At 36.8% G+C, this 16029-nt stretch carries 13 protein-coding genes and 1 pseudogene; 10 read left to right on the top strand and 4 right to left on the bottom strand.

What is annotated here, in order from left to right:
• The first annotated feature begins 31 nt into the window (after positions 1-31).
• From ACQW5G_RS02720 to ACQW5G_RS02690, 7 genes are all read left to right on the top strand, one after another.
• Complete coding sequence (locus ACQW5G_RS02720) at positions 32-832, top strand: Cof-type HAD-IIB family hydrolase (protein ID WP_429971542.1); 801 nt, start codon at positions 32-34, stop codon at positions 830-832.
• A gap of 586 nt (positions 833-1418) precedes the next feature.
• Positions 1419-3020, top strand: coding sequence for a biosynthetic-type acetolactate synthase large subunit (ilvB, locus tag ACQW5G_RS02715; protein ID WP_429971873.1), 1602 nt, complete (start codon positions 1419-1421; stop codon positions 3018-3020).
• A gap of 137 nt (positions 3021-3157) precedes the next feature.
• Positions 3158-4168, top strand: coding sequence for a ketol-acid reductoisomerase (gene ilvC, locus ACQW5G_RS02710; protein WP_429971541.1), 1011 nt, complete (start codon positions 3158-3160; stop codon positions 4166-4168).
• A gap of 80 nt (positions 4169-4248) precedes the next feature.
• Positions 4249-5523 (top strand): threonine ammonia-lyase IlvA, encoded by a 1275-nt coding sequence (ilvA, locus tag ACQW5G_RS02705; RefSeq protein WP_429971540.1) that lies wholly within the window; start codon positions 4249-4251, stop codon positions 5521-5523.
• Positions 5524-5532: 9 nt separating this feature from the next.
• On the top strand, positions 5533-6312 hold the full coding sequence (locus tag ACQW5G_RS02700) for an ABC transporter ATP-binding protein (protein ID WP_429971539.1): 780 nt from the start codon (positions 5533-5535) through the stop codon (positions 6310-6312).
• A gap of 14 nt (positions 6313-6326) precedes the next feature.
• Entirely contained in the window at positions 6327-6707 is a 381-nt protein-coding gene (locus ACQW5G_RS02695; RefSeq protein WP_429971538.1) for a Rid family detoxifying hydrolase, read from the top strand.
• Between the two features lie 385 nt (positions 6708-7092).
• A complete protein-coding gene (locus ACQW5G_RS02690; protein WP_429971537.1) occupies positions 7093-8202 on the top strand; it encodes a PTS sugar transporter subunit IIC in 1110 nt (369 codons plus the stop codon).
• A gap of 49 nt (positions 8203-8251) precedes the next feature.
• Here ACQW5G_RS02690 and ACQW5G_RS02685 read toward each other — a convergent pair whose 3' ends face one another.
• The 3 genes and pseudogenes from ACQW5G_RS02685 to ACQW5G_RS02675 all read right to left on the bottom strand — a co-directional run bounded on the left by ACQW5G_RS02685 (position 8252) and on the right by ACQW5G_RS02675 (position 10957).
• On the bottom strand, positions 8252-8638 hold the full coding sequence (locus ACQW5G_RS02685; RefSeq protein ID WP_429971536.1) for a RidA family protein: 387 nt from the start codon (positions 8636-8638) through the stop codon (positions 8252-8254).
• 26 nt (positions 8639-8664) lie between these two features.
• Positions 8665-9675, bottom strand: a pseudogene (gene ilvA, locus ACQW5G_RS02680) (threonine ammonia-lyase IlvA); the annotation flags it as partial.
• A gap of 202 nt (positions 9676-9877) precedes the next feature.
• Complete coding sequence (locus ACQW5G_RS02675) at positions 9878-10957, bottom strand: AEC family transporter (protein ID WP_429971535.1); 1080 nt, start codon at positions 10955-10957, stop codon at positions 9878-9880.
• 218 nt (positions 10958-11175) lie between these two features.
• Here ACQW5G_RS02675 and ACQW5G_RS02670 point away from each other — a divergent pair, with 218 nt between their 5' ends.
• The 3 genes from ACQW5G_RS02670 (at position 11176) to nrdG (ending at position 15660) form a co-directional block, all read left to right on the top strand.
• Entirely contained in the window at positions 11176-12591 is a 1416-nt protein-coding gene (locus ACQW5G_RS02670) for an amino acid permease (protein ID WP_429971534.1), read from the top strand.
• Between the two features lie 335 nt (positions 12592-12926).
• Positions 12927-15086, top strand: a complete 2160-nt coding sequence (gene nrdD, locus ACQW5G_RS02665; protein ID WP_429971533.1) for an anaerobic ribonucleoside-triphosphate reductase — start codon at positions 12927-12929, stop codon at positions 15084-15086.
• Positions 15079-15660, top strand: coding sequence for an anaerobic ribonucleoside-triphosphate reductase activating protein (gene nrdG / locus ACQW5G_RS02660; protein WP_429971532.1), 582 nt, complete (start codon positions 15079-15081; stop codon positions 15658-15660). Before nrdD ends, nrdG begins: the two co-directional genes overlap by 8 nt.
• 60 nt (positions 15661-15720) lie before the next feature.
• Here nrdG and ACQW5G_RS02655 read toward each other — a convergent pair whose 3' ends face one another.
• Positions 15721-16002 carry a hypothetical protein gene (locus tag ACQW5G_RS02655; protein WP_429971531.1) on the bottom strand — a complete coding sequence of 94 codons (282 nt, stop codon included), beginning with the start codon at positions 16000-16002 and terminating at the stop codon, positions 15721-15723.
• Positions 16003-16029: the final 27 nt, after the last annotated feature.

The following is a 16029-nucleotide window of genomic DNA, read 5'->3' as shown; positions in this document are numbered from 1 at the left end:
TAGGGCGTTTTTTTGATATGGAGAATTAATTATGATAAAGATGATTGCACTAGATTTAGATCATACCTTGTTAACTTCTGATAAAACGATTAGTAAAGTTAATGAAACTGAATTAAAGAAACTACATGAACAAGGAATTAAAGTTGTGTTATGTACTGGACGTCCCATTAATGCCATTTGGAAGTTTATTGAACAATTAGGCCTTGATGATCCAGAAGATTATACAATTACTTTTAATGGGGGACTAGTTGTTCGGAATAACGATAAGGCTGAATTATCCAAGACTGGGATGACCAAGGCACAATTGAAACCAATTTTTGAATATGATAAAGAACATGGTTATCCATTAGATATTCTTGATTTTAAACAAGTTTATCCGATGTCAGAACTCGTTCCTTCAATTTATCGGGAAATGTTATCAGCAAAAATGGACTTTGTCCCATCAACTTACGATGCGTTGCCTGATGAACTCTTTTCTAAGGGAATTATGGCTACTGAACCAGTTATTTTGGATCAAGTCGTTGCTGAAATGCCAACATCTGTTTCAGAAAATTATCATATTGTGAGATCACAACCACAAATTTTGGAATTTTTACCAGTCAATAGTGACAAAGCAGCTGGATTGGAAAAATTACTTCACCACTTTGGTTGGGACTTTTCGAACTTAATGGCTTTTGGTGACGCAGAAAATGATTCTGGCATGTTGGAACATGCAGCGGTCGGAGTTGCGATGGAAAATGCTACTCCTGCTATCAAAAAGATAGCTAATGCAGAGACTTTAACGAATGATGAAGATGGGGTAGCCGTCTTTTTACAAAAATATTTCAAATAAATTTTATGAAGCAAAACTTAACATTGCCAACGTTTTTGACGGTAATTTAAAATAAAATCCAAACTATTTTGAAAAAAGTTGTTGACACAAGATTAGATTACTTGATAATATTACTTCAACAAATGACGGGCATCACAATGTGTCTCGAAATTGTTCTTAATTTTTATTTTCTAAGTAAAACAAAATTCTAATTTATAAAAAATCGAAGGAGGAAGATCACATGCTGTGTGTAAAGTTAAATAATCTAGTACAAGTAAATATTATTATTATCTTAGTGATTATTATTATGCATGCGTGTGTGATCTAATTTCTGGGATATTTTGAGATATCTTCAAACCAGAAGCTCACCACGCAACCAAAATTGCGGTGAGTTTGCTGGAGTAAAAGGCATTCACCGACTCGGTGGATGCCTTTTATTTTTTTATAAAATTAAGGGAGGTGATGTAAATCACAAAGCACAGTTAATTAATTCAAAAAAAGGAGGATTTATATCTTGAGACAACAAGAGGTAGCGGAATTAACTAATTCCGAAACACGGACAGGATCAGAAATTGTATTAGATGAATTGAAACGTCAAGGAGTCAAAATGATTTTTGGTTATCCAGGTGGTTCTGTTTTACCACTATACGATTCAATTTATCAAAAAAATTTCAATCACGTTTTAGTTCGGCATGAACAATCAGCTGCCCATGCAGCAGAAGGATACGCAAAAAGTAGTGGTAATCCTGGCGTTGTGGTAGTTACTTCGGGTCCAGGGGCAACTAACACAGTAACTGGAATTGCCGATGCAGCGAAAGATTCAGTACCAATGGTTGTTATCACTGGTCAAGTTTCTACTAAAGCTATAGGGACAGACGCTTTTCAAGAAACTGATATCGTTTCAGTTGCAGAACCAATTGCAAAAGCCTGTTATCGAATTCATGACGTAACCAAAGTTGCTAGTACCTTGAATGAAGCATTCAAGACTGCAACAAGTGGAAGACAAGGTCCGGTTGTTGTCGAAATTCCTACTGATATTTTAAAAGAAACTGCTAATCAAGCAGAACGAGATGTTAGGGGAAATCAACTACCAGAGTTAAGTCAATTAGCCCTGGAACTATTAAACGAAAAATTAGCCAAAGCTAAACGACCACTTTTGTTAATCGGTGGGGGGATCATTTCCGCTAATGCAACTAAACTGGTTCGAGAATTCGTTGCTAAATATCAAATTCCAGTCGTTAGTAGTTTGCTAGGACTAGGAGTGCTTCCAAAAGATAATCCGTTATTGATTGGAATGGGTGGAATGCATGGCTGTTATGCCGCTAACATGGCACTGCAAGAATGTGACTTTTTACTAAATATTGGCTCACGGTTTGATGATCGGCTAGTAACTAAGCCAGATGAATTTGCCCCAAAAGCTTGGAAAGCCCATTTTGATGTCGATCCACATGAACTAAATAAAGTGGTGAATGTTGATTTAGCTGAAGTAGCAGATGCCAAAGCGGTTTTTACTCAGTTATTGAATGAAAATTTCCAAGTCACTGATCTAAGTAAATGGAAAAAGTATTTAGACAAATGTGAACAAAAACATCCCTCAAGCTTCAAAGAAGCAACGGATGTGATTAAGCCGCAAGCTCTCGTACAGGAAATTGGTAGATTAACTGATGGAGATGCAATCGTGGTCACGGATGTCGGCCAACATCAAATGTGGGCAGCCCAATATTATCCATTTAAACATCCGCATCAGTTCGTAACCAGCGGTGGTCTAGGAACGATGGGATATGGTTTGCCAGCTGCCTTGGGTGCAGCGTTAGCCAATCCAGATAAAACCGTGGTTTTATTTGTTGGCGACGGTGGCATTCAAATGAATATTCAAGAGTTAGCGGTATTAAAACAAACACAGCCTAACTTAAAAATTATCCTTTTGAATAACAACGTGCTCGGCATGGTATATCAATGGCAAAATATTCTGTATGAAAAAAGAAACTCACAAACAGTTTTTCAATCTAATCCAGAATTTACAACAATTGCTCAAGCTTATGGAATTAAAGCAAGAAAACTAGCATCACGAAACTGGAAGAAGACATTGGTAGATGTCTTTTCCCAACCAGATTGTACTTTGGTAGAAGTACCAATCGCAGCTGATGAAGAAGTAACCCCGATGATTTTACCGGGATCACCTAATCATCACATGATTAAGTTAAATTAAGCAACATTGAAAATCGAATCTGATTTCAAAATGTCTATGGGCTTCAACTGCCTATTATACATTAATTTATTGAAATCAGAATTTAAAAACACTGAAAATATAAAAAATTATTGTTTACCTAATAGGAGGAAATTATTATGAGTTTTGATATGTTATACGACAAGGATGTTACAACTAACTATTTACAAGGAATGACTGTTGCTTTTGTAGGATACGGTGCTCAAGGACACGCCCAAGCAAACAACTTACGTGATTCAGGTTTTCATGTCATCGTAGGAGTTCGTCCAGGACCTTCATTTGAAGCAGCCAAAAAAGACGGCTTTGAAGTTTATTCAGTTGCCGAAGCAGCCCAAAAAGCTGATTGGGTACAAATGTTAACTCCAGATGAATTAATGGCCGATGTTTACAATAAAGACGTTGCGCCTAACTTAGAAACTGGTAACGTATTAGGTTTCTCACATGGATTCAACGTTCATTACAAAGAAATCGTTGCTCCTAAAGACGTTGATGTTGTTATGATGGCACCTAAAGGTCCAGGTAACTTATGTCGTCGAACTTATAAAGAAGGTTTTGGGGTTCCTGCATTATACGCAACTTACCAAGACTTCTCAGGTCATGCTGAAGATTTAGCAAAAGAATTTGCCAAAGCCAATGGTGCTGCCCGTGCCGGATTATTAAAGACAACTTTCAAAGAAGAAACTGATGAAGATCTCTTCGGTGAACAAAATGTCTTAATGGGTGGAGTAACTGCCTTAATCGAAACTGGTTTTGAAGTATTAGTTGAAGCTGGGTACTCTCCAGAATTAGCTTACTTTGAATGTGAACATGAAATGAAATTAATCTGTGACCTTATCTACGAAGGTGGATTTGCTAAGATGTACAAAGATTGTTCAAATACATCAGAATACGGATCATACGTACAAGGTCCTAAGGTGGTTAATGAATCTTCTAAAGAAGCCATGCGTCAGGGATTACGTGATATCCAAGATGGTACTTTTGCTAAAGAATTTATGGCAGATTATCGTAATGGATTTAAGAAATTATATGCATATCGTGAAGAAATGGAACAATCACAACTTCAAAAGGTTGGAGACCAACTTCGTGAAAAAATGCCATTCGTAAAATCAGCTGATAAATACAGCGATTAATATAGTCCTTAGTTTTAATAGAGAACAACGTCATGTTGTTCTCTATTTTACATAAAGGCGTTAATTGAAAGGAAATGACCATGGATGCCCTAACAAATGAAAAATTATTAACTCAAGCAGATGTTGAAGATGCAGCGGATGTCTTAAAAGATGTTGTCACACATACGCCACTCCAATACGATGCCTATCTCTCTCAAAAATATAACTGCAATGTTTACCTCAAACGAGAAGACTTACAAGTAATTCGTTCTTTCAAACTTCGGGGAGCTTATTATGCGATTCAACAAACTCCTAAAGATGTCAGAGCAAAAGGAATTGTTTGTGCCAGTGCCGGTAATCATGCCCAAGGAGTAGCATGGACGTGTCACAAATTAGATATTCCAGCTACGATCTTTATGCCAACTACGACGCCCAAACAAAAGATTGACCAGGTAAAATTCTTTGGTCAAGAGCAAACGACCATTAAATTAATGGGAGATACTTTTGATGACGCAGCGAAAGCTGCTGCTGAATACTGTGAAGCTCATCAAATGACATTTATTGCTCCGTTTGATGATCTGCGGACAATGGCAGGACAAGGGAGTGCAGCAGTTGAGATTTTTGCGGATGCGAAAAAAGACCATCTCAAAGTTGATTATTTATTCAGTGCTATTGGGGGTGGAGGATTAATCAGTGGTTTATCAGCTTACACCAAAGCAGTTAGTCCAGGCACAACTGTTGTTGGGGTTGAACCGAGTGGAGCCGCTTCGATGCAAGCAGCTTTCAAAGTTGGCCATCCAGTTTCATTAACCGCCTTAGATAAATTTGTCGACGGAGCGGCCGTTAAGACAGTAGGAGAACTGACTTATGTCAATGCCCACCAGTTCGTCGATGAATTAATGACAGTTCCAGAAGGGCATGTATGCACAACCATCTTGGACTTATATGGAAAAGAAGCGATTGTTGCTGAACCTGCCGGAGCGTTAAGCGTCTCAGCTTTAGATATGTATGATGGTGATTTAACTGGTAAAACAGTAGTTTGTGTAGTTAGTGGGGGAAACAACGACATCGAAAGAATGCAAGAAATCAAAGAACGTTCATTATTATATGAGGGAAAACAACTTTATTTCTTGGTCAATTTTCCCCAACGTTCCGGTGCTTTACGTGAATTTGTTAATCATGTGTTACAACCAAATGATGATATTACCCGCTTTGAATATACGAAAAAAGTTAATCGTGGGAAAGGCCCAGTGTTAATTGGAGTGCTATTAGGAAATGCTGAGAATCAGCCCAAATTAATGGAAAATCTAAGTAATTTTGATCCTAATTATTTGAATTTAAAAGATAATGCATCATTGTATGCCATGCTTGTATAGGTGATTAAGATGAATAATTTATTAAATTTTGAAGATGTTAGCTATGAACGAGCTGATAAACAAATTTTGACAGATATCAATTGGAAAGTGGCTGCTAAAGAGAATTGGGCCATTTTAGGCCTTAATGGAGCAGGAAAAACAACGCTTTTGAAAATGATTCATGGAGATATTTGGCCCACTACTGGGAAAATCAGTGTGTTAGGCCATAAGTTTGGCGAAACTAATATTCCGGCTTTACAACGGAAAATTGGGTGGGTCAGTACAGCATTGCAAGATGTGATTAATGTCGGTGATAAAGTGGACGATATTGTTTTATCCGGAAAGTTTGCCAGTATTGGTATTTATCAAGAGTTCACACAGGCGGATGTTGCTGAGGCTAAACAGATGTTAATTCGGGTTGGTGGAGAAAAATTGATTGGCAAAACGTATCGAGTGCTATCACAAGGGGAACGCCAGTTGGTATTAATCGCCCGCGCATTGATGGCTAAACCAGAATTATTGATTTTGGATGAACCGTGTAATGGATTAGATTTATTAGCCAGAGAAAAATTATTACAACGAATTGCCATGATTAATGATTTACCTGATAGTCCTGCAATGTTGATGGTTTCTCATCATACAGAAGAACTATTGCCGTGTTTTGATCATTTATTATTGTTGAAACAAGGGCAAATTTATCAAAAAGGAACTCGGAAAGATTTACTTAATGAAGGAGCTTTAAGTGACTTTTATGGTACCCCGGTCACTATGATTAAACACAAAGAAAAAGTAATCGTATATCCAAAATAAAGGAGAATTGAAATATGTTAGAAGCAGTTGCAACTGAAAAAGCACCAAAAGCCTTAGGTCCATACTCACAAGCCGTTAAAAAGGGAAATAGTTTATATTGTTCTGGTCAAATTGGTTTGAATCCAGAAACAAATAAATTAGCCGAGGGAGTCGAAGGACAAGCTGCCCAGGCTTTAAATAATTTAGCAGCAGTTTTACAACAAGCTAAGTTTGCCAAAAATGACGTGGTTAAAATGACCGTTTTTATGACTGATATGAGTAATTTTCAGTCAGTTAATCAAGTTTATGCTGATTTTTTTAAAGATAATGAAGTTTTACCTGCACGATCTGCAGTCGCAGTTCGCGAACTTCCAGCTAATGCTTTAGTAGAAATGGAAGCTGTAGCCCAAAAATAACGAATGATCCTCTCACATTGAGAGGGTCTTTTTCATTTAAACAAGAACTATAAATATGCATATAGCTTTTATTTCCATTTAAATCTTAACTTTATTTAAAAAAAGTGTTGACTTTATCTTAAAATCCGGCATAATAGTAAAAAAAAGGAAACGGAGGCACGTTATGAATAACTCAATGATGAACAGAAAAAACAAAATTGTCTTGATCGCTATTAACTTAATTATTATTAAGTAAAGCGGTCGAGCACTTTGTGTCGGCCAAACAAAATGGCCGACCAGAGTTCATCACTGAATTTTACATTCGTGTACACGCTGGTTAGAGCCAAACTCTAACTGGCGTTTTTTTTATAAATTTTTAGTTACACACATACAAGGAGGAATCATCATGACAACAGAAACACAAACTAAGAACAAATTCGTTCCAGAAAAGACACCCACAACTTGGCAAGGTTGGGTATATCAAGTAGCAGCAGGGGTATCAAATACCATTTTAGCCGTGTTAGGAATGGGATTATTGTTAAGTACCTTAGGAACCATGTTACATTTCCAAGCTCTTGGCGAGTGTGGATTATTGGCCCAACGTTTAATGGCACCCGCGTTAGGGATGGCCGTTGCCGTGATGCTTCGTACTACTACTTTAGTTACCGGAGCAACTATGATTGCTGCCACAGTTGGTGCCAACGGAGTTTACTTCTCAGCTGCTCCAATCGCTAAAGCAGTTACTGCTACTGGCTGGATGGCTCCCCAAGCTGCTGGTTCAGCCGTTATGACTATCGGTCAACCCGTTTCAGCAGTTATGGCCGCTGTCTTAGCTGCTTTGCTTGGTAAATGGATGACTGGTAAAACACCATTAGATTTGGTATTAGTTCCATTCTCAGTAGCCATCGTTGGTTCGCTTGCTGGACTTGCTTTTGGTTACGTAACTACTCCAGCATTGAACTGGGTAAGTGAAAGACTTGCTGACACAATGCAAGTTAACCCTGTATTAGGATCTGCAGTTGTTGCCGGTGCATGGTTCTTATTCCTAATGACGCCTGCTTCATCAGCTGCGCTTGCAATCGCTGTTCAACTGGATCCAATGTCAGCTGGGGCCGCTTTAATCGGAACTACTGTAGGATTCGCTGTATTTACTGCAATGTCATTTAACCAAAACAACTTGGGTGGAAACATCGCTCAATCATTTGTTACTCCTAAAGTTCAATTTGCGAACTTGCTTAAGAGTCCACTCTTAGCTGTTGGTCCTTTGGTAATCTCAATGGTTATGGCTCCAATCGCTGTTGTAGGATTTGGTTTGAAAGTTCCATTCCTAATCGCTGGTCTTGGACTTAACTCATTCATCGCACCAATCTGGCTCTGGGCAAACAACAAAAAAGCTTTCTTCGTTGTTATGGCCTTTGGAGTGGTTCTTCCAGCCGTACTTGGTTGGTTATACTACCGCTTCCTTAAGCTTGCTGGTAAAACCAGAGCAAATGATCTTTATCTTGAAGAAGTTTAATCACAGACAAAAAACCTATCTCGTTTGAGATAGGTTTTTTCATTTGGCTTTATTTGTGGGCAATTGCTTCAATTTCAACGAGCGCATTCCCAGGCAAGGTTTTGACCCCAACTAAAGAACGGGCTGGAAGGGTATAGGAATCTGAAAAGAAATGATTATAAACATTGTTAATCCGTTGGAAATCATCTTCGTGTTCCACAGCAACAAAAATTGTTGCTTTTACAATTTGATTTTTATCCATATTAGTTTTAGCTAATACAGCTTGTAAATTATAAAGGGCTTGTTCAAACTGGTTCTCTAAACCAGCAACTAATTGTCCAGTCGCTGGTTCAATCCCAATTTGACCGGAACAATAGATGGTTAAACCACATTTAATGGCCTGTGAGTACATGCCTAAGGGTTTTGGTGCATTTTCGGTATAAATTGCTCTTCCCATATTAATTCTCCTTAACTGTGTGCAACTTCATAGACTTGTGAACGTTCTTTAATTTCTTGAATCCGGTTAATATCATTGTTTCCGCCACTGATGACACAAACAACGGTTTTACCAGCAATGATTGGTGCTAATTGATCTAATGCAGATACACTTAAAGCCCCAGCTGGTTCAGAAACAATCGCTTCGTGGTTATATAAATCAATAATCGTGGTACTAACGTGACCTTCAGCAACCGTCATCAAATGGTCTACATATTTTCGGTTACTAGCATAAGTTAGTTTACCGACACGACCAACGGCACAACCATCCACAAAGGTATCCATGTCAGCTAGTGAAACTGGATGACCTAGATCAAATGCTGCTTGCATGGAAGCAGCTCCCGTAGGTTCAACGCCAATCACGGCCGTTTTTGGACTAACTGCTTTAGTATAAGTAGCTAAGCCGCTCATTAAGCCACCACCGCCAATTGGGCTAAGCAAATAGTCAATTTTCAGATCTTTAGCCTTAGCGTCTTCAAATAACTCGACTGCGGCAGTTCCTTGACCAGCCATCGTAGATAAATTATCGAAAGGAGCAATAAACGTTAAATCATGACTGTCACAGAATGCGTTAGCGGCAGCAACTGCTTCATCAAAAGTATGACCAACTAATTTAATTTCAATAGCGTCTTTACCAAAGAAATTAACTTGATCAATTTTTTGTTGTGGTGTGTTAACTGGCATAAAAATGGTTCCCGGAATGCCAAAATCATGGCATGTCCAGGCCACACCTTGGGCATGATTACCGGCACTAGCACAAACGACACCTTTTTCCCGTAATTCTGCTGGTGTATTGTAAATTGCATAATAAGCACCACGTAATTTGAAAGATCTAACTTTTTGTAAATCTTCTCGTTTTAAATACACCTGACATTTAAATTTTTCAGAAAGATAATCATCAAACTGAAGCGGAGTATGGGTAACAACTCCATCTAAAATTTTGGCTGCAGCATCAATATCTTGTTTGGTTAATAATCTATCGTTTGGCAAGTTAGTCATGAGAATTCCTTTCGTAGTTGAATGGCTGGGTTAATGTAACTAAACGTGACGCTGATCAAACCTCCTTAAAATATTTAATAAATTATTTTATAATTTAGACCTTTCTAAAATTGATGTATATATTCCATGTCGGTAATTAGAACATCAAAACGAAAAAAGTTTAAAAAAATAGAATTGAACGAATTCAATTCCATTAAATAAATTATTTAATTAGACCAATACTGTTAAACATTTGTAAGACTGCAATCCAAATCGGCATCATAATTACTGCCATAATCGTTGAAATTAATGATGAACTTGAAGTCAGCAGTGCGTAACGATTAAAGCTAATTGAATAAGCTGAAATAACTGCTGCAGTTGGGGTCGCCATTAAGATGGTAATAGTGGCAATGGCTGTAAAACTCATTGGCATAATTCCGGTTACTGATAGTAATGTGATGACAAGTAAGGTTGCAAGAGGAACTAAAATAACTTTATTAAAACCATAGTACCAAGCAATTGGGCTTGAAGTAGCTTGCTTAAAAGAAAGGGAACCTAAAGTACATCCGATTGATAACCAAGCTAAAGGTGAAGCTAATTGAGCTAAGTAATTAAATGGAGTCCAAAGCCAGAGGGCAGTTTGATCGATTCTAAAGAAAGCGACCGCATGGAGTCCAGCTGTAGGTTGAATGACTCCTTTAATGAAAGTTGGAACCGTTACTTGCGGGGCATACGGTTGAACCAGCCATAAAAAGAGTCCCAAAATAGTTGAAATTACGATGGGATTAACGAAAATCTTTTTTAAATTATCAATTTCCATTTTTAAGCCAGACATTTTGATGTAGGCATAAGAATAGATTAGGACGTGATAACCAATGGTAAAGATTGAGCTATACATGATTCCTTTGGGCCCAAAAACTGCCCCAACGATGGGAATACCGAAAAATGATGTTGATCCAAAGGTGGTCATGATGCCTAAAACTTCCCGTTCATTGTGATTAACTTTGGGGTAAAGAAGTGGTCCAATGAACATTAAGACAATTAAAATGACAAAACCTAAAATTAAAACACTTAAGCTTTCTGAGATAACTTTTTTGTCGATCGAGGTCATAAAAGCATTAAAGTTCATTGCAGGCAAAGCAACTACTAATGTAACTTTGGATAAATTCTTACCAAATTTTTCGGTAAAAATATTGCGTTTTCTTAAATAAAAACCTAATAAAATGATGAAAATGGTGGATGTGATTGCACTAATGATACTGTAGTTCGTTAGTGTTTTCATGAATGCATCGGCAACTGACATAGTTTACCTCCTAATATAATGGTTAATGACGGACATCGTATTAAAAGATTAACTAAACTTACGTAAAATAGATAGTGTTGATGTAGGGTTTTATATCATCAGAAAAAAATCAAACAAATGTCGTTAAATACTACACAAGTGCTTTACAATAATAGAATTGTTCGTGTATTATGTGAAAACACCCATAAATTCACTTGTATAGTTAGGAGATGACGGATATGAATTCATTATTTAGAAAGAAAAGCATTGATGAATTGATGGCAACTGCAACACCACTTAAAAGAACGTTAAAAACAAAAGATTTAACGTTTTTAGGAATCGGAGCCATTATTGGAACGGGAATTTTTGTATTAACTGGAAAAGGTGCTTTAACCGCGGGACCTGGTTTAGCACTATCATTCTTAATTGCAGCCATTTGTTGTGGTTTTGCAGGATTATGTTACGCCGAGTTTGCTTCAATGGCTCCCGTAGCCGGGTCAGCTTATACATATGCCTATATGGCTTTTGGAGAATTAGTCGCTTTTATTATTGGATGGGACTTAATTCTAGAATACGCATTGGGATCAGCAACCGTTTCTGTTGGTTGGTCAGGATACATTGTTAATTTACTTGATAATATTGGAATTCATATTCCAACAGTCCTAACGGCCGCTGCTGGCACGACTCCCGGGGTAACAACTATTTTTAATTTACCAGCGTTTTTTATCGTAATGTTGATTACAGGAATTGTTTCAATGGGTGTTAATCAAACGAAACGATTAAATGACATCATGGTAATGATTAAATTAGCCGTAATTATTTTATTTATTCTCTTTACATTTAAATTTGTTGATCCAAGCAACTGGAAGCCCTTTAGTCCTTATGGTTGGTACTCAACTCATGATGGGGTTGCTTCAGGAATTATTCCAGCAGCTTCAATCGTATTCTTCTCATTTATTGGATTTGATGCTGTATCATCAAGTGCTGAAGAAACAATTAACCCTAGTAAGACTTTGCCACGGGGGATCTTACTTTCACTTTTGATTTCAACAATTCTCTACATCATCATGACGATGATTATGACTGGGGTAGTTAAATATACTGCTTTTGCTAACTACCTAAATGCTCCAGTATTGGCAGTTCTCGCTAAAACGGGACAAACTTGGCTATCAATTATCGTTAGTTTAGGTGCAATCATCGGAATGACAACTGTGCTGTTAGTTATGATTTATGGTCAATCAAGAATTTTGTACTCAATGTCACGTGATGGACTCTTTCCTAAATTCTTTGGTGAAGTTAGTAAGAAAACGCAAACTCCGTTCAAAGGAACTTGGTTCATTGGTACTTTAACAGCAATTGCTGGGGGACTAATCAACTTAAACATCTTAGCTGAATTGGTAAATGTCGGAACTCTAACAGCCTTTATCTTAGTATCAGCTGGTACATTAGTAATGAGATACACTCATCCTGAAATTCATCGTGGTTTCAAGGCTCCTGGATTACCAGTTGTGCCAATCATTTCAATCTTATTCTGTTTGACTTTGATTGCTGGACTAAATTGGGAAACTTGGGTTAGATTTGTAATCTGGTTGCTCTTAGGATTTATTGTATTCTTTGGCTACAGTCGTAAACACTCAGCTATGAATAAATTATAATTAATGAATTTATAAACAAACATTTTAATTTTTAACCAAAAATAGGATTAGAAAAAAATTTCTGATTCTATTTTTTTGTGCAGTTAAGTGAAAATGGCGTGAAATTGAGCTATAGAAGCAGATGATTATTGCTAGGCTTGGTTACAACTTAATTGAAATCATTGTAGCACGAATTTTTAGAAAAAATAACGTAAAAATTTCTTTTTTATGTTTCACACACCATATGTAGCGTGTTTCTCAAATTCAAAACGCTATATGTGGTGTTTTGCGGTTTGAAAGATTTGATTATCAGCGTAGACTTAAATCATTCATCGATTAATTAAGGAGTGATTTTAGTGCAAGATTACAATAATGTTTTAACTAAAAAGACCGTTATCAAGAGTGATGGAGAAAAAACAGAGTTTTATCTTTATAAAGTAAATCTAGTGTTAGATTTACTTACTGATGATAGTGAAATCAAACACAATGTTAGGAATATCTTATTGGGAAAACTTATAAATACATATGCAGAAGCAGAAATCAGTACAACGCAAATTAGAAAATACTTTGAAGAGGCTTTAAAAGATGCCGGACACTTTGATTTGTTAGATAAATATATCCAATATCGCATTCAGGATTTGAAAAAGTGGAATGAAGTTACCGATCCTAAATATAAATTGAAGCAACTATTTGAAGGAAAAGATGCTGTTATTCACGAAAATGCTAATAAAGATAGTAATATTTTTAGTACCAGACGTGATTTAACTGCTGGAATGATTGGAAAATCGATGGGGTTAACGATGATGCCCCAAACCGTTGCTAAAGCACATCTACGTGGCGATATTCATTTTCATGATTTAGATTATTCGCCCTTAACTGCGATGACAAATTGTTGTTTGATCGATTTTAAAAATATGTTGCAATCTGGTTTTAAAATTGGAAATGCAAATGTTGAATCACCCAAATCAATTCAAACTGCAACCGCCCAAATGTCACAAATTATTGCGAATGTGGCATCCAGTCAATATGGGGGCTGTTCTTCTGATCGAACTGATGAGCTATTAGCACCATATGCTAATCTAAATTATCAAAAACATTTAGCTGAGGCAGAGAAATGGATTGAACCCGAAAAAAGGGAAGCCTATGCCAAAACCAAAACATGTAAAGATATTTACGATGCCATGCAGGCGTTGGAATATGAAGTTAATACGTTGTTTTCATCTAATGGGCAAACTCCATTTACGACCGTTGGATTTGGTTTGGGGACTTCGTGGATTGAACGGGAAATTCAAAAAGCTATTCTTAAAGTCAGAATTAAGGGCTTGGGTAAACAACATCGGACGGCAATTTTTCCTAAATTAATTTTCACTTTGAAAAAGGGAGTTAATTTAACAAAGCAAGACCCTAATTATGATGTAAAAGAACTAGCAGTTGAATGTTCAACGAAGCGGATGTATCCCGATATTTTAATGTATGACAAAATCATTGAATTAACTGGGAGTTTTAAGTGCCCAATGGGTTGTAGAAGTTTTTTACAAGGCTGGAGAGATCCGGAAACTGGCGAGTTAGTAAATAGTGGTCGAATGAATTTAGGGGTAGTAACGCTTAACTTACCTAGAATTGCAATTGAGTCCCATGGAGATAAAAAAGTATTTTGGGAAATTATGTCAGATCGTATTGAGTTAATGAAAAAAGCCTTATTGTTTAGAATTAGACGTTGTAAAGAAGCAAGCCCTGAGAATGCTCCAATTCTCTATGAAAATGGTGCCTTTGGGAAACGATTGAAGAAATCTGATTCTGTCGATGAATTATATCGAAATGGTAGAGCAACGGTCTCGCTAGGCTATATCGGACTTTATGAAGTAGGAACTGAATTTTATGGTCCAACTTGGGAACATGACCAATCAGCACATGATTTTACGGTTGAAATTGTTAAATATTTAGCTGATCACTGTTCTGATTGGGAAAAAGAAACTGGTTATCACTTTAGCGTTTATTCCACTCCAGCTGAATCATTAACGGATACTTTCTGTGAAGATGATATTGCTAAATTTGGGAAGATTAAGGATATTACGGACAAGGAATACTATACGAATAGTTTTCATTATGACGTTCGTAAGAATCCAACTCCGTTTGAAAAATTAACGTTTGAAGAAGCATATCCAAAATACGCATCCGGTGGGTTTATTCATTATTGCGAATATCCTAATTTAAAACAAAATCCAGCTGCTTTAGAGGCAGTTTGGGATTGGGCCTATGATCATGTGGGCTATTTAGGAACGAATGCTTCAATTGATCACTGTTTTAAATGTGGTTTTGATGGTGATTTTAAGCCAACTGCCAAGGGATTTGAATGTCCCCAATGTGGGAACCGAGATCCTAAAACCTGTGATGTGGTCAAAAGAACTTGTGGCTATTTAGGTAATCCGATGATTAGACCGATGGTTCATGGACGACATAAAGAAATTTCTTCAAGAGTGAAAAATTTAAATTCAGGTGAAATTAATAATGAATAAAAAAGTGAGATTACCTAATAATCCACAACCAAAGCAATGGTTAGCTTCAGAACGAAGCAGGCAATACATTGCCAGTTATAAACCATTTAACATGGTTGATGGTGAAGGAATTAGATGCAGTTTATATGTATCAGGATGTATGTTTAATTGTCCTGGTTGTTACAATCGGGCAGCCCAAAACTTCCATTATGGGAAACCGTATTCTGATGAGCTAGAAGATCAAATTATTACTGATATGTCTAAAAGTTATGTTCAAGGATTAACGTTACTCGGTGGTGAACCATTTTTAAATACGCAGGTTTGTCTCAGACTGTGTAAACGGATTCGAAAAGAGTTTGGTCATGCAAAAGATATCTGGTCTTGGACGGGTTATACCTGGGATGAATTACAAAAAGAATCATATGACAAAATTAGACTTTTGAGTATGTTAGATATTTTAGTTGATGGGCGATTTTTAGAAGCACAAAAGGATCTAACTTTACAATTTCGGGGAAGCGCTAATCAAAGAATTATTGATGTGCCAAAGTCATTGGCATCTAACGAAGTAGTGATTTGGGATAAATTAATTAAATAAGATTGTAGATAATAAAAGACCACATTCGTAAATTGAATGTGGTCTTTTATTATGTTTGATTTATTGTTCAACTAATTGAGCGATTTGATCAACTACGAGAGCTAATTCAAAACGATCAAGTGATTCTAAATGTTCGTTTAAAACTTTTGGATCGTTTAACTGAGCATCAGTTAATTTCTTTTCTGGTGTGAATGCCCAAGTATTTTTATATGCTTTGGCAAGGTAAGGAGCAGCAATTTTATCAAGCTTTGCTACAACGGCCTTAATATCCACTGGTTTGGCTGCATCATTGAGTTCGTCAGTGATGTCTTTGAATTCTGTTGGTGTTTGTTTTTCTGTCATAACTAATAACCTCCTCTTTCAAAATTA

The organism is Fructilactobacillus sp. Tb1, assembly GCF_050500285.1.
Classification (GTDB): domain Bacteria; phylum Bacillota; class Bacilli; order Lactobacillales; family Lactobacillaceae; genus Fructilactobacillus.
This window is presented reverse-complemented; position numbering and strand designations above follow the sequence as displayed.